General features: G+C 72.6%; 21 protein-coding genes and 1 pseudogene. 15 read left to right on the forward strand and 7 right to left on the reverse strand.

Translation table 11 applies throughout. The features are described 5' to 3' along the window. Nucleotides 1-136: 136 nt before the first annotated feature. Nucleotides 137-1,645 (reverse strand): DUF4331 domain-containing protein, encoded by a 1,509-nt coding sequence (locus ACZ7DE_RS17870; RefSeq protein ID WP_470762217.1) that lies wholly within the window; start codon nt 1,643-1,645, stop codon nt 137-139. Nucleotides 1,646-1,856: 211 nt separating this feature from the next. Here ACZ7DE_RS17870 and ACZ7DE_RS17875 point away from each other — a divergent pair, with 211 nt between their 5' ends. From ACZ7DE_RS17875 to ACZ7DE_RS17885, 3 genes are all read left to right on the forward strand, one after another. Further along, nucleotides 1,857-2,399: a sigma-70 family RNA polymerase sigma factor gene (locus ACZ7DE_RS17875; protein WP_470762219.1), complete on the forward strand. Its 543-nt coding sequence runs from the start codon at nt 1,857-1,859 to the stop codon at nt 2,397-2,399. Next, complete coding sequence (locus ACZ7DE_RS17880; RefSeq protein ID WP_470762221.1) at nt 2,396-3,244, forward strand: anti-sigma factor; 849 nt, start codon at nt 2,396-2,398, stop codon at nt 3,242-3,244. The genes ACZ7DE_RS17875 and ACZ7DE_RS17880 overlap by 4 nt, the downstream gene beginning before the upstream one ends. Nucleotides 3,245-3,370: 126 nt before the next feature. Next, on the forward strand, nt 3,371-3,652 hold the full coding sequence (locus ACZ7DE_RS17885; protein ID WP_470762223.1) for a hypothetical protein: 282 nt from the start codon (nt 3,371-3,373) through the stop codon (nt 3,650-3,652). A gap of 51 nt (nt 3,653-3,703) precedes the next feature. Here ACZ7DE_RS17885 and ACZ7DE_RS17890 read toward each other — a convergent pair. The 4 genes and pseudogenes from ACZ7DE_RS17890 to hmgA all read right to left on the reverse strand — a co-directional run. Continuing rightward, nucleotides 3,704-3,881: pseudogene (locus tag ACZ7DE_RS17890) on the reverse strand (CoA transferase); the annotation flags it as partial. Between the two features lie 38 nt (nt 3,882-3,919). Then, nucleotides 3,920-5,080 carry a type ISP restriction/modification enzyme gene (locus ACZ7DE_RS17895; RefSeq protein WP_470762225.1) on the reverse strand — a complete coding sequence of 387 codons (1,161 nt, stop codon included), beginning with the start codon at nt 5,078-5,080 and terminating at the stop codon, nt 3,920-3,922. 25 nt (nt 5,081-5,105) lie between these two features. Continuing rightward, nucleotides 5,106-5,855 (reverse strand): GntR family transcriptional regulator, encoded by a 750-nt coding sequence (locus ACZ7DE_RS17900; RefSeq protein WP_470762226.1) that lies wholly within the window; start codon nt 5,853-5,855, stop codon nt 5,106-5,108. Nucleotides 5,856-5,881: 26 nt separating this feature from the next. Continuing rightward, complete coding sequence (gene hmgA / locus ACZ7DE_RS17905; RefSeq protein WP_470762228.1) at nt 5,882-7,222, reverse strand: homogentisate 1,2-dioxygenase; 1,341 nt, start codon at nt 7,220-7,222, stop codon at nt 5,882-5,884. A gap of 161 nt (nt 7,223-7,383) precedes the next feature. On the opposite strand from hmgA, the gene ACZ7DE_RS17910 reads away from it, so the two are divergent. The 10 genes from ACZ7DE_RS17910 (at nt 7,384) to ACZ7DE_RS17955 (ending at nt 19,610) form a co-directional block, all read left to right on the forward strand. Next, a complete protein-coding gene (locus tag ACZ7DE_RS17910) occupies nt 7,384-7,920 on the forward strand; it encodes a hypothetical protein (RefSeq protein WP_470762230.1) in 537 nt (178 codons plus the stop codon). A gap of 64 nt (nt 7,921-7,984) precedes the next feature. Further along, entirely contained in the window at nt 7,985-8,602 is a 618-nt protein-coding gene (locus ACZ7DE_RS17915) for a TetR/AcrR family transcriptional regulator (protein ID WP_470762231.1), read from the forward strand. Nucleotides 8,603-8,684: 82 nt separating this feature from the next. Beyond that, complete coding sequence (locus ACZ7DE_RS17920) at nt 8,685-10,922, forward strand: molybdopterin oxidoreductase family protein (RefSeq protein WP_470762233.1); 2,238 nt, start codon at nt 8,685-8,687, stop codon at nt 10,920-10,922. Nucleotides 10,923-11,063: 141 nt separating this feature from the next. Continuing rightward, nucleotides 11,064-12,488: a CitMHS family transporter gene (locus ACZ7DE_RS17925; RefSeq protein WP_470762235.1), complete on the forward strand. Its 1,425-nt coding sequence runs from the start codon at nt 11,064-11,066 to the stop codon at nt 12,486-12,488. 19 nt (nt 12,489-12,507) lie between these two features. Next, nucleotides 12,508-13,755, forward strand: a complete 1,248-nt coding sequence (locus ACZ7DE_RS17930; RefSeq protein ID WP_470762818.1) for an MFS transporter — start codon at nt 12,508-12,510, stop codon at nt 13,753-13,755. A 103-nt stretch (nt 13,756-13,858) separates the two neighbouring features. Next, on the forward strand, nt 13,859-14,758 hold the full coding sequence (locus tag ACZ7DE_RS17935) for a hypothetical protein (RefSeq protein ID WP_470762236.1): 900 nt from the start codon (nt 13,859-13,861) through the stop codon (nt 14,756-14,758). Continuing rightward, nucleotides 14,745-15,461, forward strand: a complete 717-nt coding sequence (locus tag ACZ7DE_RS17940) for a class F sortase (RefSeq protein WP_470762238.1) — start codon at nt 14,745-14,747, stop codon at nt 15,459-15,461. The genes ACZ7DE_RS17935 and ACZ7DE_RS17940 overlap by 14 nt, the downstream gene beginning before the upstream one ends. A gap of 237 nt (nt 15,462-15,698) precedes the next feature. Then, nucleotides 15,699-17,036 carry an ABC transporter ATP-binding protein gene (locus tag ACZ7DE_RS17945; RefSeq protein ID WP_470762240.1) on the forward strand — a complete coding sequence of 446 codons (1,338 nt, stop codon included), beginning with the start codon at nt 15,699-15,701 and terminating at the stop codon, nt 17,034-17,036. A gap of 88 nt (nt 17,037-17,124) precedes the next feature. Then, entirely contained in the window at nt 17,125-18,513 is a 1,389-nt protein-coding gene (locus tag ACZ7DE_RS17950; RefSeq protein WP_470762241.1) for an aldehyde dehydrogenase family protein, read from the forward strand. A gap of 14 nt (nt 18,514-18,527) precedes the next feature. Continuing rightward, on the forward strand, nt 18,528-19,610 hold the full coding sequence (locus ACZ7DE_RS17955) for a Zn-dependent alcohol dehydrogenase (RefSeq protein ID WP_470762243.1): 1,083 nt from the start codon (nt 18,528-18,530) through the stop codon (nt 19,608-19,610). Between the two features lie 729 nt (nt 19,611-20,339). On the opposite strand, the gene ACZ7DE_RS17960 is transcribed toward ACZ7DE_RS17955, so the two are convergent. After that, complete coding sequence (locus ACZ7DE_RS17960; protein WP_470762245.1) at nt 20,340-21,329, reverse strand: DMT family transporter; 990 nt, start codon at nt 21,327-21,329, stop codon at nt 20,340-20,342. 123 nt (nt 21,330-21,452) lie between these two features. Continuing rightward, nucleotides 21,453-22,085: a TetR/AcrR family transcriptional regulator gene (locus ACZ7DE_RS17965; protein ID WP_470762247.1), complete on the reverse strand. Its 633-nt coding sequence runs from the start codon at nt 22,083-22,085 to the stop codon at nt 21,453-21,455. 79 nt (nt 22,086-22,164) lie between these two features. Here ACZ7DE_RS17965 and ACZ7DE_RS17970 point away from each other — a divergent pair, with 79 nt between their 5' ends. Further along, a complete protein-coding gene (locus ACZ7DE_RS17970) occupies nt 22,165-23,316 on the forward strand; it encodes an acyl-CoA dehydrogenase family protein (RefSeq protein ID WP_470762820.1) in 1,152 nt (383 codons plus the stop codon). Nucleotides 23,317-23,375: 59 nt separating this feature from the next. Then, the gene (locus ACZ7DE_RS17975; RefSeq protein WP_470762249.1) at nt 23,376-23,618 is read left to right on the forward strand and encodes a YiaA/YiaB family inner membrane protein; all 243 of its coding nucleotides are present in this window, start codon (nt 23,376-23,378) and stop codon (nt 23,616-23,618) included. Nucleotides 23,619-23,641: the final 23 nt, after the last annotated feature.

Raw genomic sequence — 23,641 nt, forward strand, 5'->3', positions numbered from 1 at the left:
TCGCCTGGGGTGGATCAGTCTGCAAGCGTGGGGGTGGCGCGGCCCGCGCCGTGGGGGATGAGTACGCGGGCCGCGCCAGTCGGTGGGACAGGGCCGGGGAGCGCAGGATTCTCCCCGGCCCGCTCAGGGGGAGGGCCTAGTAGGCCCGCCGCCGCCCCCGCCACCACATCAGGCCGCCGCCGATGAGGAGGATGCCCGCGGCGCCGGCGCCGGCGGAGGACGCGATCAGCGCGGTGTTGCTGTCGGAACCCGTGAGGGCGTCACCGAGCGAGCTGCGGACGTCGGCGCCGCTCTTGGCGCTCGCGCCGCGCGAACCCTCGGTCGGCAGGGCGACGTAGGGGAAGGACTTCTCGAAGTCCTTGTCGTTCTTGTCGACCGCGTCGCCCAGGTCGTTCTTCGAACCGACCAGCTCGCCCTCGACGACCTGCAGCGAGGCGTCGATCACGTCGTCGCTGAGGCGACGGCCGTTCGGGAAGCCCGCGTTGTCGCCGTCGAGCACGCCCAGCCGCTTCGGGTGCATGTTCGGCTTGATCGAGGTGTTGAGGCGCAGCTCCTCCGAAGGCGTCACGTACGGGGGCTGGTTGAGGCCCTTGACGCCCTTCAGGAACACGTCGACGAGGTCGTTGCGCGGCTCGGCCGGCGCCTTGATCTTGTAGATCGCCTCGATGAGCTTCGGCAGCTCGGGGTTGGTGACGTTCTTCAGGAACTGGCCGTCGTCCTTGGGCTTGGACGCGTTGAACCGGTCCTTGTCCTTGATCGGGTTGACGACCTCGTTGACCAGCGGGCTGCCCAGGCGCGAGACCTGCGTGTAGTAGCCCTCGGCGTTCTCGCGCTGGGTGGTCGACCAGACGCCGACGATCGGCTGGTGCTTCGACTCGGTGATCATGTCGCTCGGGACCTGCAGCGCGATCGAGTTGACGTTGTAGCCCTTGAGCGTGTCGTTGCCGACCTCGGAGAGGTCCCCGCCGTAGAGCAGGTCGAAGACGCGCAGGTCCAGGAAGAACGGGTCGTCGGCCTGGCCGGCGAAGGTCTTGGCGCCGTTGGGAAGCTTGTAGATCGCCTGGTCGCGCAGCTTCTTGTAGTTCGGCATCGACGCCTTGCCCACGTTCGACGGCGCCACCGGCACGTCGTCCGCGATCTTCGTCTTGTGCTCGACCTTCCCCTTCTTCAGCTTGATCAGCTCGAGGTCGTACGACTGCGTGACGTTCAGGTCCGGGTCGTACAGGCTGTCGACAGCACCGGTGTTGTAGAGGAAGGTCTTCTTGTTCTTCGTGTGCGTCTTGAACGTGTAGCGGAAGGTCAGATCCTCCTTCGCGTCACCGTTGTTGTCGATGTGCAGGTCGTACTGCGCGTCCTCGGCGAACGGGAAGAAGTTCGGACCGCCGGCCGGCTCCTCGAAGGGGATCCAGTTCGCGACGATCGTCGTCGTGTCCGGGTGGTCCGGGCTCACGAACGCGTACACGTCCGTGTTGTCGTACTGGGGAGTGCCCGAGATGAGAGGAGCCTCACGGTGGCTGGAGGCGTAGGCCGCCCCCGGCGCCAGCGTGGCGGCGCCGGCGGCTGCGAGCCCCCCGGCGGCCAATGCACCGCATATGAGGGTCGCGACGCTCCTGCGTCCGTTGCCGCTCCTGGAGATAGCTGTCATGCCGTCCGTCCTCTGTGCCAACTTGCCTGACGGACAGTGATACGGAGCGGAGGGCGGGTTTGGATTGGTCGAAACCCAAAAACTTTTTCTTTCCTGCTCACCCGCGTTTTCGGCCTTCGGATCCGTACCCATCCACCGGAGGTGTGTTCGTTTGCGATTGCCTGGTGTGACGGGGCGGCCCGGGTGCGGCGGCCGCAGAGAGGGGGACCGCGTGGAGGCGGACGAGCTGCTGGTGCTCGTGGCGGGAGGCGACCAGAAGGCATTCGAACAGCTCTACCAGCTCGTGTCCGGGCCCGTGTTCGGACTCGTGCGCCGGGTGGTGCGAGACCCCGCGCAGTCGGAAGAGGTCGCCCAGGAGGTGCTCCTGGAGGCCTGGCGCTCGGCCGGCCGCTTCGACCCGAGCCGCGGCAGCGCCCTCTCCTGGATCCTCACCCTCGCCCACCGCCGCGCCGTCGACCGGGTGCGCAGCGCCCGCGCGGCCGTCGACCGCGAGCAGCGCGAGGCCCGGCGCTACCACGACCCCGCCTTCGACCAGGTGACGGAGGAGGTCGAGGCCGGCCTGGAACGCGAGTGGGTCCGCCGCTGCCTCGACCGGCTGACGACCCTTCAGCGTCAGTCCGTCACCCTCGCCTACTACGACGGCTACACGTACCGTGAGGTGGCCGACCGGCTCTCGCTGCCGCTCGGCACGGTGAAGACACGGATGCGTGACGGGCTCACGCGGCTGCGCGACTGCCTGGGAGGCGCCGCATGAGTCTGCTCGGCCTGTTCCGCCGCGAGGATCTCCACTCGCTGGCCGCCCCCTACGCGCTCGACGCCCTCGAAGCCGACGAACGCCGCCGCTTCGAGAAGCACCTCAAGGGCTGCGACCGCTGCTCCGCCGAGGTGCGGGCGCTGGCGGAGGACGCCGTCCGGCTCGCCTGGTCCACGGCCGCGCCGCCTCCCGCCGCCCTGCGCGAGCGGGTGCTGGCCGCCGTGCAGAGAACCCCGCAGGAGTCCTCGCGTGCGCCGGTCCGGGAGCACGCGCCTCAACTGCCCCCGCACGTCTGGGGCACGCAGCCACCGCCGGGACGCTCCGGCGGCACCTCCCACGCGGCCGGCCGTGGGGGAGCGCCCCGTGCGCGCCGACCGTTGTTCGTGCCGTTCGCGACGGCCACCGCCGCCGCGGCCCTCGTCGTCGCCTCGCTCTTCGCCGTCCAGGCCGACCGCACCCAGGACCAGTTGACCGCCGAGCGGGCCCAGGCACGTGAGATCGCCCACGTTCTCGCCGCTCCGGACGCGCGAGCGGACAACGGGAAGGACGCTCGGGGGCGCAGTATCGGAGTGATCGCCTCCGCTTCGGAGGGGCAGGCGATCGTCACCTTGAGCGGATACGGCGCGTTGCCCGCCGGGCGGGCGCATCAGCTGTGGCTCATGCGCCCGGGCGCGCAACCGCGCTCCCTCGGGCTCTTCGACGGCGACACGCCCTTGGTCGCGACCGGTCTCGACAAGGCGGCGACATCACTCGCTGTGACCGTCGAGCCGGACGGGGGGTCGGCGCAGCCCACTACTCAGCCGGTTGTCCAACTCACCCTGAAATCGGTTGGATTCGGAGAGTGATCGCGGAGGAGTCGTCAACCCCCTTACGGGGAAGGTGAATCCTGTGAGCTCGATACACGTGTGCCTCGACGGGGCGATAGGGTTACCCTGCCCGGGCCGGGTGGACTCGTACGGGTGGGGAGTGACATGGAACAGATAACGATGCACAGCAGGGCGAGGGTCCCTGCGATCACCTGCGGTAGCAGCGCGACGAGTTCGCGCCTGGACCGCCATCTCTCGGTGCTGGCGGGTCCCGCCATACCGCAGCGGGAGACGGTCGAGGCGACCTCGCTCATGCGGGAGCTGACCGCGCGTGAGCCCGTGCGCGACCACGGTTCCAAGACGACGCGGGCACGGGTGAGCCGCGTCTCGCTCTTCGCGCCCCTGCGCCGACTGCGCCGCTCGCTCTTCGGCGGCCACAAGCACTGACCGGCCGGCACGTCCGCACGTCCGCACCTCCTCACGTACTGAGTCCCGCGCTCAGGCGGCCACACCGTCCCGGCACGGCGCTGCGACCTCCTCGTCCGTCATCCCCACGGCACGCGGCAGCGCTTCGGTGTGCTCCCCGAGCGCGGGTGCGCCTCCGCCCCGCCCGGCAGCGCGATCGGCGGCGGCAGCGCCCGCAGCGGCCGGCAGGCCTCCCCACCTCCCGCCGTCGCGCAGGCCAGGTGAGCCCTTCCAGGGCCGGGGCCAGGGCTAGATCAGGGCGAACTGGCCCTCCGGGCCCTCCTCGAGGTGGTCCAGGACCGTCGCGGGGCGGCGGGCCGTCTCCGGGACCGGCACAACGCCCGCCTCCCGCAGCTCCGCCACGGTGACCGGATCCGTCACCTTCAGTTCCTCACGCTGAGCGCCGACCTCCGCCAGCAGCGTCAACACCGTGACGAGCTCCAGGAGTTCGGAGGTCCACGTCTGCTGCCAGGCCGCCGGGCGGATCGCGGCCAGCGTGCCGGGCTCGGCGCTCTCCTCGGTCCGTGCGAGGAACCACTGCTCCAGCACCCGTGTCCCGCCGCCCGTCATGAAGTCCCAGGCCTCCGGCGGGACGGGGGAGACACGGCCCCCGTCGAGGTGAAGGGTCTCCTCGTCGCGGTCGTAGTGCAGGGTGAGGGGACGGGGCGGGAGCGGGGCGCGGACGTAGGGGCGGCGGCCGCCGGGCAGCCTGGGGCGCTCGCCGTCGCGGCGGAGCAGCCACAGGGCGCGACGCCCCAGCTCCACGCCGTGCGCCCACAGTTCGGGATCCCGGGTGAGCGGGACGGTGAGACCGGGGCGGACGGCGGTCAGGGTCCACGCCAGGAAGTCCACCGGATCGGGGGAGTGGCCCAGCCGGCGCAGCAGGTCCGGCAGGCCCGGCGCCAGGTTCGGCTCACGGCCGCCCGGCCGCCGGTACAGCGGGCGGACGCGGCCCGGGCGCAGCAGGGGGATGCGGGAGGTCGCGAGCAGCGGCCACGTCGGCGCGTCCGGCGTCTCGACCACGAACACCTGCGCGTCGTCCGCCACCCGCCACAGCTCGGGGCGGGCCGCATCGACGAGGCGGTGGTCGGGGATGAGCCACCGCTCGTCGAAGGGCGCCGCCAGCACCCGGACGGGCTCCGGGCAGGGGCCCGAGGCGCGGGCCAGCTTCTCCGTGCCGCCGGGACGCCCCGGCAGCTGCCCGACCGCGGTGTGCAGGGTGCGTGAGCGCGTCGGCTCGAACAGGGCCTCGCGGCCGTCGCCGTCGGCCTTCATCAGGGCGTCCCAGCGGGCCTTCAGGGACGCCGGGTCGGGCGCCGTCGGCCACCCCCGGCCGAGCCGCGGCGGTGCGACGGACCACGGCATGAGGTCCGCCAGCGGCGGAGCGTCGTCGTGCGTCACGCTGGGCATCGTACGACGGCTCCCGCGCGCCGCGTCACGTCGCGTCGAGCGTCACCGTGAAGGAGAAGCGGTCGCCCCGGTAGTGGATGACGGCCGCGTCCAGGACGCGGCCGGCCGCGTCGTAGGTGACGCCTGTGTAGTGCAGGATCGGGCTCAGCAGCGGAACCCGGAGCAGCCGGGCCGTCTCCGGGTCCGCGAGCCGTGCCTCGACGGTGTCCGTGATCCTGCTGATGTCCGCGCCGACGACGTCCCGCAGCACCTTCGTCATGGGCCAGCGCACCAGGTCGTCGGGGTCGATGCGGGCGGCGAGTTCGGGGCGGACGTAGTTGCGGGCGTGGTTGGTCGGATCGCCCGTCTCCTCGTCGCTCCTGAGGCGGTGGTACGTCGCCACCTCGGCCAGGTCCGGGAAGTGCTCGGCGACCTCGGCGGGGACGGCCGTGCGGCCGTGGTCCAGGAGCTCCGTCGCCATTCCGGACTGCTGGGCCACGATCGCGTCGACCGAGCCCAGCAGCCGGACCGGGGCGCCGCGCTGCGCGGTCGGCTCGATGAACGTGCCCCGGCGGCGGTGCCGGGTGATCAGCCCCTCGTCCTCCAGTTCCTTCAACGCCTGCCGCATCGTCAGGACGCTCACCCCGTAGTGCCCCGCCAGCTGCTCCTCGGTGGGCAGCCGGAGCGGGTCGCCGGGCGAGCGGCCGAGTATCGAGGCGCGCAGCGACTGCGACACCTGGTACCACAGCGGCAGCTTGCGGGTGAGGACGATCGAATCCGGGGCGAAGGAGGTCACGGGCTATCCGTACCGGTCGGGAACGTTCAGTGCAATGTGCCGTCGGACGGACGGAAGTGGCGTTCGAGGCCCTGCCACACGTCGTCGTAGCGCGGTTGCAGATGGTCCGCCCGCGCCGCCTGCGGGGTGAGGACGAGCGGCCAGCGCGTCTCGAACATGAACGCCAGCCCGTCGTCGATCTTCTGCGGCTTCAGCTCGGCGGCGCTCGCCCGGTCGAACGTCTCCCGGTCCGGGCCGTGCGCCGACATCATGTTGTGCAGCGAGCCGCCGCCCGGCACGAAGCCCCCCTTGCCGGCCGTCTTGGCGTCGTACGCGCCCTCGATCAGGCCCATGTACTCGCTCATCACGTTGCGGTGGAAGTACGGCGGCCGGAAGGTGTCCTCGCCGACCAGCCAGCGCGGGGCGAAGACCACGAAGTCGACGCCGGCCAGGCCCGGGGTGTCGGACGGGGACGTCAGCACGGTGAAGATCGACGGGTCGGGGTGGTCGTAGGAGATGGTCCCGATCACGTTGAAGCGGCGCAGGTCGTAGACGTACGGCGCCAGGTTGCCGTGCCAGGCGACGACGTCCAGCGGCGAGTGGTCGTACGTCGCGCTCCACAGGTGGCCGCAGAACTTGTTGACCACCTCCACCGGAGCCTCGACGTCCTCGTACGCGGCGACGGGGGCCTGGAAGTCGCGCGGGTTGGCGAGCCCGTTGGCGCCGATCGGGCCGAGGTCGGGGAGCCGGAAGGGCGCGCCGTAGTTCTCGCAGACGTAGCCGCGCGCGGAGTCGTCCAGCAGGTCGACGCGGAAGCGGACCCCGCGCGGGATCAGCGCCACCTGCCCGGGCTCGGCGTGCAGCAGCCCGAACTCCGTGCGCAGCAGCAGCCCGCCCTGTTCCGGGACGATCAGCAGCTCGCCGTCGGCGTCGCCGAAGACGCGGTCCATGGAGGCGTTCGCGTGGTACAGGTGCACGGCCACGCCGGTGCGCTGGGCCGCGTCCCCGTTGCCGCCGAGGGTCCACAGACCCGCGAGGAAGTCCGTGCCCGCGGGCGGCTCGGGCAGGGGGTCCCAGCGCAGCCGGTTGGGGTCGGGAACCGTCTGGACGAAGGGGCCGGTGCGGATCGCTCCGTCGGCGACCCGGGTGAACGCCGGGTGCGCGGCCGAGGGGCGGATGCGGTACAGCCACGAGCGGCGGTTGTGGGCGCGCGGCTCGGTGAACGCCGTCCCGCTGAGCTGTTCCGCGTACAGGCCGAGGGGGGCCCGCTGGGGCGAGTTGCGGCCCTGCGGCAGGGCGCCCGGGACGGCCTCGGAGGCGTGCTCGTTGCCGAACCCGGAGAGATAGGTCAGCCCCTCGGCCGTCTTGCGTGCGTCCCCGCTGTTCATCATGGCTCCCTTGCCGACTGATTCCTATGCATCACCGTAGGATTGCGTTTTCCCGGGCGCAAGAGGTCCGTCGGTCCTCCTCTCGGAGGACGATCGCCGCCCGGCCGGAACCAGACTTCAGGGGGATCCGCGTGCGGGAGCGGTGCTCTAGTGTCCCGATCATGTCGTGGACGCGCTCCTTTCCCGCCGCGCTCGCGGTCTGTGTCCTGCTGCTGGCCGGATCCGCGGGCTGCGGCTCCGACGGTGCGCGCCGGCCGGGGCCCGCGGACTCGCCCGCCCCCGTGGGCAAGGTCCTGGACCACACCGACGACGACGGGAGCCACTACCGCGAGGTGGCCAAGAAGGGTGCGCCCGAGGTCCGCGTGGAGGTCCAGCCGGACGCCGTCGGCGGCTGGGACGTGCGCCTGAAGCTGGCGAACTTCCGGCTCTCGCCGGCCGGGGCGCGGCGCGAGGCCGTCGGCGGCCGCGGCGTCGCCCGGCTCTACGTCGACAGCCGGCGCGTCGCCGACCTGCGCGAACCGGCATACCGCATTCCGGCCGGCTATCTGCCGCACGGCACGCACGAGGTCACCGTCCGCCTGTACGCGGACGACGCGACGGTGTGGGCGGTGGAGGGCAAGCCGGTGGAGGCCACGGCGGACGTCACGGCGTCGGAGCAGTCGCCCGGCGCGTCCCCGGCCGGATCGCCCTCCTCTTGAGTGCATCAGGCACCTTTCTCCGTACGAAGGGGCGAGGTTCACCCGGACGCGGCGGAAAGGCATCATGAATTCCGTGCCCCAAGCGACATCGCTCCGTCGTGCGCCCGTGCAGCGGCGCAGTGCCGAACGGCTGACCAGAATCCTCGACGCCTGCGCCGACCTGCTGGACGAGGTCGGCTACGACGCCCTGAGCACCCGGGCCGTCGCCGAGCGCGCCGGCGTCCCCATCGGCTCCGTCTACCGCTTCTTCGGCAACAAGCGGCAGATGGCCGACGCGCTCGCCCAGCGCAACCTCGAGCGCTACGCCGAGCGCGTCACCGAGCGCCTGAAGGGGGCCGGCCCGGGAGACTGGCGGGCCGCCATGGACGCCGTGCTCGACGAGTACCTCGCCATGAAGCGCACCGCGCCCGGCTTCTCCCTCGTCGACTTCGGCAACCAGATCCCGGTCGGCGCCCGGCACGCCGAACCCAACCACCGCGTCGCCGACCGCCTCACCGAACTGCTCTCCGCTTACCTCGTCCGCGAGCCCGACGACGACCTGCGCCGCACCTTCCTGGTCGCCGTGGAGACCGCTGACACCCTCGTCCACCTGGCCTTCCGGGTGGATCCGCAGGGCGACCCGAAGGTGATCGACGAGACCCGTGAGCTGCTGCGCGCGTATCTGGCGCGGGCGCTGGACTGACGGTCGCGGCCGACCCCTCCCCAGGAGTCATACCGGTCGGTATGCTCTCCCGGAGAAGGCAATGCCGCCCCCAGGAGGCCCCGTGTCCCGCACCGCCCTGCGAATCTGCCCCTTGTGCGAGGCCACCTGCGGGCTGACGCTCACCATCGAGGGGACCGAGGTCACCGGCGCCCGCGGCGACCGGGACGACGTCTTCAGCAAGGGCTTCATCTGCCCCAAGGGGGCTTCCTTCGGCGCCGTCGACGGAGACCCCGACCGGCTGCGGACCCCCCTCGTGCGCCGGGACGGGGAGCTTCGCGAGGCCACCTGGGAGGAGGCCTTCGACGCCGTCGCCGCCGGGATCCGGCCGGTGGTCGAGCGGTACGGGGCGAACTCCGTCGGACTCGTCTTCGGCAACCCCAACGTGCACACCATGGCCGGCGCGCTCTATCCGCCCGTCCTGATCGCCGGCCTCGGCACCCGCAGCCTCTTCACCGCCTCCACGGTCGACCAGATGCCCAAGCACGTCTCCAGCGGACTGCTCTTCGGCGACGCCAACGCGATCCCCGTGCCGGACCTCGACCACACCGACCACCTCCTGCTCATCGGCGCCAACCCGCTGGAATCCAACGGGAGTCTGTGCACCGCACCCGACTTCCCCGGCAAGCTGAAGGCGCTCAGGGCCCGCGGCGGCTCCCTCACCGTCATCGACCCGCGCCGCACCCGCACCGCCAAGCTCGCCGACCGGCACATCGCGATCCGGCCGGGCACGGACGCGCTGCTCCTCGCCGCCATGGCGCAGGTGCTCTTCGAGGAACTCCTCGTCGACCTGGGCGAGTTGGCCCAACACGTGGAAGGCCTCGACGAACTCGCCGAAGCCGTAGGGGAGTTCACCCCCGAAGCGGTCGCCGACGCCTGTGACGTGGAAGCCCCGCTCATCCGCACCCTGGCCCGCGAACTCGCCGCCGCGCCCACCGCCGCCGTCTACGGCCGCATCGGCAGCTGCACGGTCCCCCACGGCACCCTCGCCAGCTGGCTCGTCGACGTCCTCAACATCCTCACCGGCAACCTGGACCGGCCCGGCGGCGCGCTCTTCCCGCAGGCGGCCACCGACCGCACCCCCCGCCCGGCCGGGCCCGGCCACGGCTTCCAGCTCGCGCGCTGGCACTCACGGGTGAGCCGGCACCCCGAGGCCAAGGGCGAGCTGCCGCTCTCCGCGCTCGCCGAGGAGATCGACACCGCGACGCAGGAGGGCGAACCGATCCGCGCGCTCGTCGCGGTGGCCGCCAACCCGGTCCTGTCCGCCCCGGACGGCGACCGGCTCGACAAGGCGCTCGGCTCCCTCGACTTCATGGTGAGCGTCGACCCCTACCTCAACGAGACCTCACGCCACGCCGATGTCGTGCTGCCCCCGCCGCCGCCCTCGCAGAGCCCGCACCACGACTTCGCCTTCAACACCCTCGCCGTCCGCAACCAGGTCCGCTACACCCGCGCCGCCGTGCCGCTCGAAGCCGGCCGGATGGCCGAGACGGAGATCCTCGCCCGGCTGATCCTGGCCGCCACCGGGATGCACGGCGCCGACCCCTCCGCCGTGGACGACCTGGTCATCGGCCAGACCCTCGGCAAGGCGGTGAAGGAGCCCCACTCGCCCGTGCACGGCCGCGACCCGCGCGAACTCGCCGGTCAGCTCTCCGGTGACACGGGCCCCGAGCGCCGCCTCGACATGATGCTGCGCCTGGGCCCCTACGGCGACGGCTTCGGCGCCCGCCCGGACGGCCTGAGCCTGGCCCGGCTGCTCGCCGCTCCCCACGGCATCGACCTCGGGCCGCTGGGCCCCCGTCTGCCGCAGCCGTTGAAGACCCGCAGCGGGCGGATCGAGCTGCTGCCGCAGCCGATCGCCGGCGATCTCCCGCGGCTGCGGGAGAGCATGCGGCAGCGGACGGACGGGCTCGTGCTCGTCGGCCGGCGGCATCTGCGGTCCAACAACAGCTGGATGCACAACGTCCCCGCCCTCACCGGCGGCACCAACCGCTGCACCCTGCACATCCACCCCGAGGACGCCGAGCGGCTGGGCGTGCTGGACGGCGCCCAGGTGCGGGTCAAGGGGTCCGGGGGAGAGGTGACCGCACCGGCCGAGGTCACCGACGGTGTGCGCAGGGGCGTCGTCAGCCTGCCGCACGGCTGGGGTCACGACCGTCCCGGCACCCGGCTGAACCACGCCGCCGCCGACCCCGGCGTCAACGTCAACCAACTCCTCGACGGCAGCCTGCTCGACCCCCTGTCGGGCAACGCCGTGCTCAACGGAGTGCCGGTGGAAGTCGCCGCCGTCCCGACCGTGTGACCTGAGCAAAGCCGTGACCTGGAGTTTTGCGCTTATTGCTCGCAGGTCAACGTCTTGTTAACACCGTTTGAACCGACCTAACGTCAACGCACCGCCGACCCCCAGGTGGGATGTTCAAGGGCGAACGTTAGGTATCCATTCATGTTGACCATCCTCGGCTTCGCGATGATCGCGACCTTCCTGGTCCTGATCATGCTGAAGAAGATGTCGCCGATCGCGGCGCTCGTTTTGATCCCGGCACTGTTCTGCGTCTTCGTCGGGAAGGGCGCCAAGCTCGGTGACTACGTCATCGACGGCGTCACCAGCCTCGCCCCCACCGCGGCGATGCTCATGTTCGCGATCGTCTACTTCGGTGTGATGATCGATGTCGGTCTCTTCGACCCGATCGTCCGGGGCATCCTGAAGTTCTGCAAGGCCGATCCGCTGCGCATCGTGGTCGGCACGGCGCTGCTCGCCGCGATCGTCTCCCTCGACGGCGACGGCTCCACCACCTTCATGATCACCGTCTCGGCGATGTACCCGCTGTACAAGCGCCTGAAGATGAGCCTCGTCGTGATGACCGGCGTCGCGGCCATGGCCAACGGCGTGATGAACACGCTGCCCTGGGGAGGCCCGACGGCCCGCGCGGCCACCGCGCTGAAGCTCGACGCCAGCGACATCTTCGTGCCGATGATCCCGGCTCTGGCCGTGGGCCTGCTCTTCGTCTTCGTCCTCTCCTACGTCCTCGGCCGCCGCGAGCGCACCCGGCTCGGCGTGCTGACGCTGGACGACGTGCTGGTCGAGGACGTCGAGGAGAAGGAGACCGAGACGGTCCTGGTCGGCGCCGGCGGTTCCGGCGACGGCAGGACCCCCGTGCGGACGGGTGGCGCCGGCACCGGCGCCGACGCCCGGGACGACAAGGCGGACGAGGGCGACGACGACGGCTTCCAGGGCCTCGACCCGCACCGGGCCACCCTGCGCCCCAAGCTGTACTGGTTCAACGCGCTGCTCACGGTCGGGCTGCTGACCGCCATGATCATGGAGTGGCTGCCGATCCCGGTGCTGTTCCTGCTCGGCGCCGCGCTCGTCCTCACCGTCAACTTCCCGCACATCCCGGACCAGAAGGCCAGGCTCGCCGCCCACGCCGACAACGTCCTCAACGTCTCCGGCATGGTCTTCGCCGCCGCCGTCTTCACCGGCGTTCTGCAGGGCACCGGCATGGTCGACCACATGGCCAAGTGGATGGTGGACGTCATTCCCGAGGGCATGGGCCCGCACATGGCGCTGGTCACCGGCGTGCTGAGCCTCCCGCTGACCTACTTCATGTCCAACGACGGCTTCTACTTCGGGGTCCTGCCGGTCCTCGCGGAAGCCGGCGCGGCGCACGGCGTCTCGCCGCTGGAGATGGCCCGCGCCTCGCTCGTCGGCCAGCCCCTGCACATGTCGAGCCCGCTCGTCCCGGCCGTCTACGTCCTCGTCGGCATGGCCAAGGTCGAGTTCGGCGACCACACCAGGTTCGTGGTGAAGTGGGCCGCCCTGACCTGCCTGGCGATCCTCGGCGCGGGCATTCTGTTCGGGATCATCTGACCTGCCCATGGAGGAACTCGTGAGGCCCGGTGGGAACCGCGGCTGGCTGCTCCGTCTCGTCATCGCCTTCGGCTTCGCGCAGGGGGCGGTGTCGATGGCCCGGCCCGCCGTCTCCTACCGGGCCCTCGCGCTGGGCGCCGACGAGCGGGCGATCGGCGTCATCGCGGGCGTCTACGCGCTGCTGCCGCTCTTCGCCGCCGTGCCGCTCGGCCGCCGCACCGACCACGGCCGCTGCGCGCCCCTGTTGCCCGTCGGCGTGGTCCTGATCTCCGGCGGCTGCGTGCTGAGCGGGCTCGCCGGCTCCCTGTGGGCGATGGCCCTGTGGAGCGGGGTGATGGGGCTCGGCCACCTCTGCTTCGTCATCGGCTCCCAGTCGCTGGTGGCCCGTCAGTCCGCCCCGCACGAACAGGACCGCAACTTCGGCCACTTCACCATCGGCGCCTCCCTCGGCCAGCTCGTCGGCCCGGTCGCGGCCGGCGCGCTGATCGGCGGCGACGACATGGCGCACAGCAGTGCGCTGGCCCTGCTCGTGGCCGGGGCGGGCTGCGCGGTCGCCCTCACCTCGCTCTGGCGCATCGAGCACCGCGACACGACGCCCAAGTCCCGTACGGGACAAGGCGACCGCGTGCCCGTCGGCCGCATCCTGCGCACCCGGGGCGTCCCCGCCGGCATCCTCGTCAGCCTCTCCGTGCTGTCCGCGACCGACATCCTCACCGCCTATCTGCCGGTGGTCGGCGAGCACCGGGGCATCGCGCCGTCCGTCATCGGCGTCCTGCTCAGCGTCCGCGCGGCGGCCTCCATAGCCTGTCGGCTCGTCCTCACCCCCCTGCTGCGCCTGCTCGGCCGCACGGCGCTGCTCACCGTCACCTGTCTGCTGGCGGCCCTGCTGTGCGCCGGCATCGCCCTGCCGGCGCCGGTCTGGGCGCTGGGCGCGATCCTCGCGGCGCTCGGCTTCTGTCTCGGCGTCGGGCAGCCGCTGTCCATGACCACGGTCGTCCAGGCCGCACCGGACGGCGCCCGCTCCACCGCCCTCGCCCTGCGTCTCACCGGCAACCGGCTCGGCCAGGTCGCCGCGCCCGCCGCCGCCGGCCTGGTGGCCGGGGTCGCGGGCGTGGCCGCGCCGTTCGTGATGCTGGGCGCGCTGCTGGTGCTGTCGTCGGGGGTGGCCGTGCGGTCGCCGGGAGGTCCGCGAGCCGACGACGGGACGGGGCGGACCGCCTCCGGACGCCGGTCCGGGGCGCGATTGCGCCGGTCGAGCGACGTCTGACGGCGCGTCGGGCGGTGCTCCCACAGTCGCGGGCGTCGATGTGAAAGAGAGTCAGGTGCAAGAGCGATTTGTATGAAAATCGTCCTGACTCGGAGGAATGCACATGTCCAGCTCGACGCTCCCGCCCGCCTTCGGCTCCCGCCTCGGCGCCACCGCTCTCACGGTGCTCGCCGCGGCGGGATTCACCTGTCTCGCGGCGCCGTCCGCCATGGCCGTAGGGGAAGCCGGCGACATCAGGATCCACCGTGAGCAGGTACCCCCCGGCGTCTCGAAGGACGACCCGGTGGCCTGCCGGTTCTACCTCGACGCCGCCAACTTCGGCGAGCTCACGACCGTCGCCTACACCATCAAGGCGCGGCCCCCGGCGCCCGACACCGCCACCGTCACCGGCTCCATCGCCCTGACCGACGGCGCCGGCCACACCGACACGCTCGGACTCGCCGAGGGGTCGTACACGCTGGAGTGGACCATCACCCCTCCCGGGAGCGCCCCCGTCGTCTCGCCCAAGGTGAAGGTCTTCAAGATCAACTGCCGTGAGGGTCAGCGCGACGGCAACGAGGGGCCGAACCGTCCGATCACGGACGACGGTCGCGAGGTCGGGGCCGCGAACGGCCAGAACGGCCAGAACGGCCAGGGGGGTCAGGGCGGCCAGGGGGGTCAGGGCGGTCAGGGCGGCCAGAACGGCCAGGGGGGTCAGGGCGGTCAGGGCGGCCAGAACGGCCAGGGGGGCCAGAACGGTCAGGGCGGCGGTCAGGGCGGCAGCAGCCAGAACGGCGGCGGCCAGGGCGGCAACGGGTGGAGCGGCAGCGGGCAGGGCGGCAACAGCTGGAGCGGCGAGAAGGGCAGCGGTCCCGCGGGCGGCGTCCACGCCGGCGGCGGCGGTCTCGCCGACACCTCGCAGGCCTTCACCCCGCTGGCCGGAGCCGCGGCCGTCGGACTGGTGGCCGTCGGCGGCGTCGCCTACTTCCGACTGACCCGCCGGCGCAACCATGGTGCCGCGTAGGCGCGTACGCAGGCCCTGGTACCGGACGCGCGGTTTTCGCCTCACCAGGACGGCCGTGTTGGCGGTCGTCCTGGTGACGGTCGGAGTCCGGTGCGGGGGGCACGACGGCCCGGGCGGAACGGTCCGGGCCGGGGGGGCGGCGTCCGACGGGACGCCGGCCGACCCCGCCCCCGGCGGCGACGGAGAAGGGGACCGGACGGAGGGGAAGAAGGGGTCCGACGGCCCCAAGCCCCCGCCACGTCCGCTGACCCGGTCTCCGGCGACCACCCTGCGCGTGCCCTCGCTGGGCATCGACGCGCCGATCGTCCCGCTCCGGCTCGGTCCGGACCGCCACCTCGGGACGCCGCCGGTCGACGCGCCCAAACTCGTCGGCTGGTACGCGGGCGGCCCGACCCCGGGGGAGCGGGGCACCGCCGTCGCCGTCGGACACCGCGACACCAGGACCGGCCCCGCGGTTTTCGCCGGCCTCGCGCGCGTCGCGCGGGGCGCCCGGATCGAGGCCCGGCGCGCCGACGGCCGCACCGCCGTCTACACCGTGGACCGGGTGCGGGTCTTCGACAAGGCCACCTTCCCCGACAAGGAGGTGTACGGTCCGACCCGCCGCCCTGAGCTCAGGGTCCTGACCTGCGGCGGGCTCTTCCGCCACGCCACGGGGTACACCAGCAACGTCGTCGTCTTCGCCCATCTGACGGACACCCGCTGACCCGGCGGGGGGCCGCGTCCGCCGTCGACGGCCCGGCCGCCCCGGAGCCCGACGCCCGGTGAACCGGGCAGTCCGGTTTCTCACCTGCCGGACAGGAGCGTCCGATCCGGCCCGTTCTCTTCCCCCGGCCGCGCACAGTCCGTTAACTTCCGTGACTCACACGCCTCGTACGACCCGCACGGGGCGGACCGGACCGCGGAGCACCAGCGCCCTAGTGAGTCCCCGGGGACACCTGTCATGACACGCGCCATCTCCCTGCACGACGTCAGCAAGGTCCACGCCCGGAGCGGCCGGGTCGTGGACCGGCTGTCGCTGGACATAGCGCCCGGCGAGTTCCTCGTCCTGCTGGGCCCTTCCGGCTGCGGCAAGTCCACCGTGCTCAGGATGATCGCCGGCCTGGAGGACATCACCGACGGCGAGTTGCGCCTCGACGGCGAGTACGCCAACGACCTGCCGCCGTCCCGGCGGGACATCGCGATGGTGTTCCAGAACTTCGCCCTCTACCCGAACATGACCGGCCGCGACAACATCGGCTTCCCGCTGCGCATCGAGACGCCCGGAGCCGACCCGGGCCCCCAGGTGGACGCCACCGCCCGGATGCTCGGCATCGAGGACCTCCTCGACCGGTTCCCCGCCCAGCTCTCCGGCGGCGAGCGCCAGCGCGTCGCCATGGGCCGGGCCATCGCCCGCCACCCCTCGGCCTTTTTGATGGACGAACCGCTGTCCAATCTCGACGCCAAGCTCCGCAACCACCTGCGGGCCGAGATCTCCAAGCTCACCCGGGAGCTGGGCGTCACCACGGTCTACGTCACGCACGACCAGTCCGAGGCCATGTCGCTCGGCGACCGGGTGGCCGTGCTGCGCGGCGGGGTCCTGCAGCAGGTGGGCACCCCGCGCTCGGTCTACGCCCTGCCGCGCAACGTCTTCGTCGCCGCCTTCATCGGCACCCCGCGCATCAACCTCCTGCGCGGTCTGGTCAGGGCCCCGCTGGACGGCGCGATGACGATCAGCCTGGGCAAGCAGGCCCTCCGGCTGCCCGAACCGCTCTCCCCGGACCACAAGCTGCTGCGCGTGCAGCAGGGCCGGGAGGTGATCGTCGGACTGCGCTCGGAGGCCGTCCGCATCGCCACGCCGGCCGAGGCCCGGCCCGAGGAGACGCACATCACCGGCCTGGTGGAGCACGTGGAGTTCCAGGGCCACGAGGTGCTCGTGCACTTCAACACCGGCTCCCGGCCGGCCGTCGTGGCGGACCTGGAGGCGCCCCGGCCGCTCCCGCGGCCGTCCCGGCGGCGCGGGCGCGAGGCCGGGGTCCTGGGCCGGCTGCGGGAGCGGGCGCGCACCCTGCGGGCCGGCCCGGTCGTCGTCCTGGACGAGCCGACGGAGCCGGAGCGGTCGCCCACGACCGCCGAGGAACGCGCCCCCGGCGACCTCGTCGTGCGCACCACCCCGGACTTCGACCTCCGGCACGGCATGCAGGTCCCGCTCCTCGTGGACACCGGCCATGTCTTCGTCTTCGACCGGTACGGCGACCGCGTCAGCCCGGCCCCCGCCCGGCTGCCGGACCTGGAGGAGTGAGCAGGCGTACTCCGGTGTCCCCTGGTGCCAGAAAACTAACGACGCTAGTTTAGGTCGCGGACGACGAGGACCGCCCGGAGGGAACGCGATGAAGGCACACGACGGCATCTATCTCGACGGCGCGTGGCGCCCGGCCAGGGGCCAGGACGTGATCGAGGTCGTCAACCCGGTGGACGAGCAGGTGATCGGCCGTGTCCCGGCGGCCGAGGCCGACGACGTCGACGCCGCCGTGCGGGCCGCCCGGGCCGCCCTGCCGGGCTGGGCCGCGACGCCGCCTGTCGAGCGCGCGGCCCGCCTGACCGCCCTCCGTGACGTCCTGACGGCCCGCAAGGACGAGATCGCCGAGACCGTCACCGCCGAACTCGGCTCGCCCCCGGCCTTCTCCCAGGCGGTCCACGCCGCCGTGCCGATCGCGGTCGCGGGGTCCTACGCCGAACTCGCCGCCACCCACTCCTTCGAGGAGAAGGTCGGCAACTCCACCGTCTTCCACGAGCCGGTCGGCGTGGTCGGCGCGATCACCCCCTGGAACTACCCGCTCCACCAGATCGTCGCCAAGGTCGCTCCGGCCCTCGCCGCGGGCTGCACGGTGGTCCTCAAGCCCGCCGAGGACACCCCGCTCACCGCCCAGCTCTTCGCCGAGGCGGTCCACGAGGCGGGCGTCCCGGCCGGCGTCTTCAACCTGGTCACCGGCCTCGGCCCGGTCGCAGGACAGGCCCTGGCCGAACACCCCGACGTCGACCTGGTGTCCTTCACCGGCTCCACGGCCGTGGGCAGGCGGATCGCGGCGACGGCGGGCGCGGCCGTCAAGAAGGTGGCGCTCGAACTCGGCGGCAAGTCCGCCAACGTCATCCTGCCGAGCGCCGACCTCGCCAGGGCGGTCAACGTCGGCGTCGCCAACGTGATGTCCAACTCGGGCCAGACCTGCAGCGCCTGGACCCGGATGCTCGTCCACCGCGACCGCTACGACGAGGCGGTCGAGCTCGCCGCCGCGGCGGCCGCCAAGTACGCCGACCGCATCGGCCCGGTCGTCAACGCCGGGCAGCGGGAACGCGTGCGGGGGTACATCGAGAAGGGCGTGGCCGAGGGGGCGCGGCTGGTGGCCGGCGGCCCCGAAGCCCCGCGCGAACGGGGCTACTTCGTCAGCCCCACGGTCTTCCGCGACGTCACCCCCGACATGACGATCGCCCAGGAGGAGATCTTCGGCCCGGTGCTGTCCATACTGCGCTACGAGGACGAGGAGGACGCCCTGCGGATCGCCAACGGCACGGTGTACGGGCTCGCGGGCGCCGTCTGGGCCGGGGACGAGGAGGAGGCGGTGGCCTTCGCCCGCAGGATGGACACCGGCCAGGTCGACATCAACGGCGGCCGCTTCAACCCCCTCGCCCCCTTCGGCGGTTACAAGCAGTCGGGCGTGGGCCGTGAACTGGGCGTCCACGGCCTCGCCGAGTACCTCCAGACCAAATCCCTCCAGTTCTAAGGGAGTCGACGAACATGGCCGTCCGTGCCGCAGTCCTGTCCGCCATCGGCGCTCCGCTGGAGATCGCGGAGATCGAGCTTCCGCAACCCGGCCCCGGCCGGGTCCGGGTCCGGCTCGCCGCCGCCGGGGTCTGCCACTCCGACCTGTCCCTGTCCGACGGCACCATGCGGGTGCCGGTCCCCGCCGTCCTCGGGCACGAAGGCGCCGGCACGGTCGTCTCCGTCGGCGAGGGCGTCGAGCACCTCGCCCCGGGCGACCGGGTGGTCCTCAACTGGGCTCCGTCCTGCGGTAGTTGTCATCCCTGCTCGCTCGGCGAGGTCTGGCTGTGCGTCAACGCCCTCAACGGGGCCGCCGAGGTCTACGCCCGCACGACGCACGGCACCGACCTCCACCCCGGCCTGAACGTCGCCGCCTTCGCCGAGGAGACGGTCGTCCCCGCCTCCTGCGCCCTGCCCCTGCCGGACGGCATCCCCCTCACGGACGCGGCCCTCCTCGGCTGCGCCGTCCTCACCGGCTACGGCGCCGTCCACCACTGCGCCCGGGTCCGGTCCGGCGAGACGGTCGCCGTCTTCGGCGTCGGCGGGGTCGGCCTCGCCACCCTCCAGGCCGCCCGCATCGCCGGCGCCTCCACGATCGTCGCCGTCGACGTCTCCGCGGAGAAGGAGGCCCTGGCCCGGGCGGCGGGGGCCACGGAGTACGTCGTCGCCTCCGACCGGACGGCCCGCGACATCCGCGGCCTGACCGGCGGCCAGGGCGTCGACGTGGCCGTGGAGTGCGTGGGCCGCGCGGTCACCATCCGCACGGCCTGGGAGTCCACCCGGCGCGGCGGCCGCACCGCGGTCGTCGGCATCGGCGGCAAGGACCAGCAGGTGACGTTCAACGCCCTGGAGCTCTTCCACTGGGGGCGCACGCTCTCGGGCTGCGTGTACGGCAACTGCGACCCGGCTCAGGACCTGCCGGTCCTGGCCGACCACGTGCGCGCCGGCCGCCTGGACCTGAGCGCCCTGGTCACGGAACGCATCGGCCTGGAGGACATCCCGGCGGCCTTCGACAACATGCTGGCGGGCAAGGGCGGACGCGCGCTGGTGATGTTCTGACACCGCCGGGCGCCTGACGTCCGGTGCCGGGTGCCCCGGTGCCCGGCGCTCGGTGCCTGGCGTCCTACCTCCGCTGTCCGGTGCCCGGTGGCTGAAAGCTGTGGGGCGACGGGTGCCGGGGGAGCGGGTGACACGGCCCGGGTGCTCGGCCCGGCCGGCGTTCGAGCACCGCTGCCAGGGGCTCGCGGTGCCCGGCCCGGGCACGTGGCCCGGGCACGTGGAGTCCGACGCCTGCCGGGTTCCGGGTCCCGAAGCCGTCCGCGGGCTGTCGGGCGCGGCGGGGCCATGATCCGCCGAGCGCCGAGCGCCGAGCGCCGTCCGCCGGCCGCCGACCGCTCGGCCCGCACCGCTCGCGGCCGCGGCCGCAGTCGGGCCGCTGCCGGCGCGGGGCCGTGGGTCGTGCGCGCCTCATGGCCGCGCATTACGTTCGCGGCCGCAGTCGGTCGCTGTCAGACAGCAGTCAGACAGCAGTCGGGCCGCTGCCGGGCCGTCCGGGTCCTGGGCCGTGGGGTGGCGCGCCTCCTGGCCACGCACGCGCGGCGGCCGCTGTCGGCTCGCTCTCGGGTCTTTGCCGGGGTGCAGCCGGGTCGCCGCCGGGCGCTGGGCCGTGCCTGCGCGCCTCATGGCCACGCACGCGTGTCGGTCGCAGCCCGGTTCCTGCCGGGCCGCAGTCGGGTCGCTGCCAGGCCGCTAGCGGGCCGGGGCACGGTCGGGCGGAGTGGGGCGCGGTCAGGCGGAGTCCGGGGTTCGCTCGGGGTGCGGCGGGGGCGTGGTCAGGGGGGCCGTCTGGGCCGGCTCCTTGGGGCCGGGCGGGGTCGGCGGCGTCGTGCGCGGCCTCGAACGGGACACGGCCACCCCCGCGAGGCACAGCGCCCCGCCCGCCAGGGTGAGCAGACCCGGCACCTCGCCCAGCGCCAGCCACGACATCCCGACGACAAGTGCGGGCACCGCGTAGGTGGTCGCTCCCATGCGGCTGGCCGTCGTCCGGGCCAGCGCGTACGCCCACGTGGTGAACGCGAGAGCGGTCGGGAAGACGCCCAGGTAGACCATGTTGAGCGTCGCGGAGAGCGGGGCGTCGGCGGCCTCGTGCAGCAGCCGGCCCGTGAACGGCAGGCACACCACCGTCCCGACCAGGCACCCGAACGCCGTCACCTGCAGCGCGCTCGCCCGGGCCAGGGCCGGCTTCTGAGCGACGACTCCGCCCGCGTAGCCGACGGCGGCGAGCAGACACAGCACCACTCCCAGCACCGACGCACCACCCTCGCCCGACATCGACAGCCCCACCGCCACCGCGCCCGCGAACGACACCGCCATCCCCGCCAGCAGCCGCGGCGGCATCGGGTCGCCGAGCAGCCGCGCGCCGAGCAGCGCGATGAGGAGGGGGCCGATGTTGACCACCAGGGCCGCCGTCCCCGCGTCCACCTGCTGCTCCCCCCAGTTGAGCACCACCATGTAGAAGCCGAACCACAGCACGCCCGAGACGGCGATCCCACGCCAGGCGGGCCTCGGCGGCCACCCTTCACGCCGTATCGCGCAGATGATCCCCAGTGCCGCCGCGCCGGAGACCAGCCGCCCGAGCGCCAGGGCCCCCGGCGAGTACGCGTCGCCCGCACTGCGGATCGACACGAAGGCCGACGCCCACAGGACCACGCTCACCACGGCGGCCCCTGCGGCCGCCCATTCCGTACGGCGCTCGGCACGCCAGGGGCTCTTCGTCATGGTCCCCAGGCTAGGAAGGACGAGGTCCGAGGGCTCGCGGATTTCGGACGAGGCGACGAGGCGACGACGTGACGAGGTGACGAGGTGACGACTCCACGAGCCGGCGGCGGAGGGCGCGGGACGCTAGGGCAGTTGCCCGAACTGCTGGGCGAGGCCGTCCAGGAGGGCCGTCAGACCGGTCTCGAACGCCCGCTCGTCGATCTTCTCCTGCTGGTCGGCGAGCAGGTGGGCCTGGCCGAGGTGCGGATAGTCGGCGGGGTCGTAGGCGTTCACGTCGTCGACGAAGCCGCCGGCGAACGAGCCGAGCGCCGAGCCCATGATGAAGTACCGCATCAGCGCGCCGATGGAGGTGGCCTGCGCGGGCGGCCAGCCGGCGCGGACCATCGCCCCGTACACCGCGTCGGCCAGACGCAGTCCGGCGGGACGCCGGCCCGGCCCCTGGGCGAGCACCGGAACGATGTTCGGATGGTCGCGCAGGGCGGTCCGGTAGGAGACGGCCCAGTCGTGCAGCGCGGTCCGCCACTCGCGGCCGTCCTCGAACATCGACAGGTCGACCTGGGCGCTCACCGAGTCGGCGACGGCCTCCAGGATCTCGTCCTTCGTGCGGAAGTGGTTGTACAGCGACGGTCCGCTCACCCCCAGCTCGGCGGCGAGCCGGCGCGTGGAGACGGCCGCGAGACCCTCCGCGTCCACGAGCGCCCGTGCGGTCTGGACGATCCGGTCGGTGCTGAGAAGGGGCTTGCGCGGTCGGGCCATGGCGCACATAGTAGGGCTGCGCAAAAGAAACTAGCAGTGCTAATTTAAAGTCAGACTTCGTCGGTGGGGTGATCTCGTGGTGAACCTGGGTCTCAGCGAGGAGCAGGCGGCCGTCCAGCGGCTCGCCAGGGACTTCGTGGACCGTGAGATCACCCCGCACGTCGTCGCGTGGGACCGGGCCGAGGAGGTCGACCGGTCCATCGTGCGCAAGCTCGGGAAGATCGGCTTTCTCGGCCTGACCGTCGACGAACAGTACGGCGGCTCCGGCGGTGACCATCTCGCGTACTGCCTGGTCACGGAGGAGCTGGGGCGCGGGGACTCGTCCGTGCGCGGGATCGTGTCCGTCTCGCTCGGGCTGGTCGCGAAAACCGTCGCGGCCTGGGGGAGCGAGGAGCACAAGCGCCGCTGGCTGCCGGGGCTGACGTCCGGCGAGTACGTGGGCTGCTTCGGCCTGACCGAACCCGGCACCGGCTCCGACGCCGGCAACCTCGCCACCCGCGCGGTCCGCGACGGCGACTCCTACGTCATCAACGGCTCCAAGACGTTCATCACCAACGGGACCTGGGCCGACGTCGTCCTGCTGTTCGCCCGCTCGACCGACGCCCCGGGTCACCGGGGCGTCTCCGCGTTCCTCGTTCCCACCGACACCCCCGGGCTGACCCGGCGCGCCATCCACGGCAAGCTCGGACTGCGCGGCCAGGCGACCGCCGAACTGGTCCTGGACGACGTCCGGGTCCCCGCCTCCGCGCTGCTGGCCGCCGAGGGCAAGGGGTTCTCCGTCGCGATGTCGGCGCTGGCCAAGGGCCGGATGTCGGTCGCGGCGGGCTGCGTCGGCATCGCGCAGGCCGCGCTGGACGCGGCGGTGCGTTACGCGGGCGAGCGTGAACAGTTCGGCCGGACCATCGCCCACCACCAGCTGATCCAGGAGCTGATCAGTGACATCGCGGTCGACGTCGACGCGGCCCGGCTGCTGACCTGGCGGGTCGCCGACCTGATCGACCGGGGCCTGCCCTTCGCCACCGAGTCCTCCAAGGCCAAGCTCTTCGCCTCGGAGGCCGCCGTCCGCGCCGCGAACAACGCCCTGCAGGTCTTCGGCGGCTACGGCTACATCGACGAGTACCCGGCCGGCAAGCTTCTGCGCGACGCCCGCGTGATGACCCTCTACGAGGGCACGAGCCAGATCCAGAAGCTGGTCATCGGGCGGGCGCTCACCGGGGTCTCGGCGTTCTGAGTACGTCATGAGTACGTGGACGGATGCGGCCGCGGCCCCGCTCCGGCGAAGCTCGTCCCATGAGTGAGACACCGGTCAAGCAGAACACCGCCGCCTTCTACGGTCAGGCGGTCGCGTCCTTCGCCGTGGCCATGGCGGCGACGGCCATCGGCATCTTCAAACTGAACGCCGACGCCTGGGTGCGCGCCTTCCTGGCGATCGCCGTCCTGTATCTGGTGACGTCCGCCTTCACCCTGGCCAAGGTGATCCGGGACAAGCAGGATGCGGCGGCCCGGACGTACAGTCCCTTCGAAAAGCTCTGAGCGGGCACTCTAAGCGGGCGCTC

The organism is Streptomyces sp. NPDC037083 (assembly GCF_055606485.1).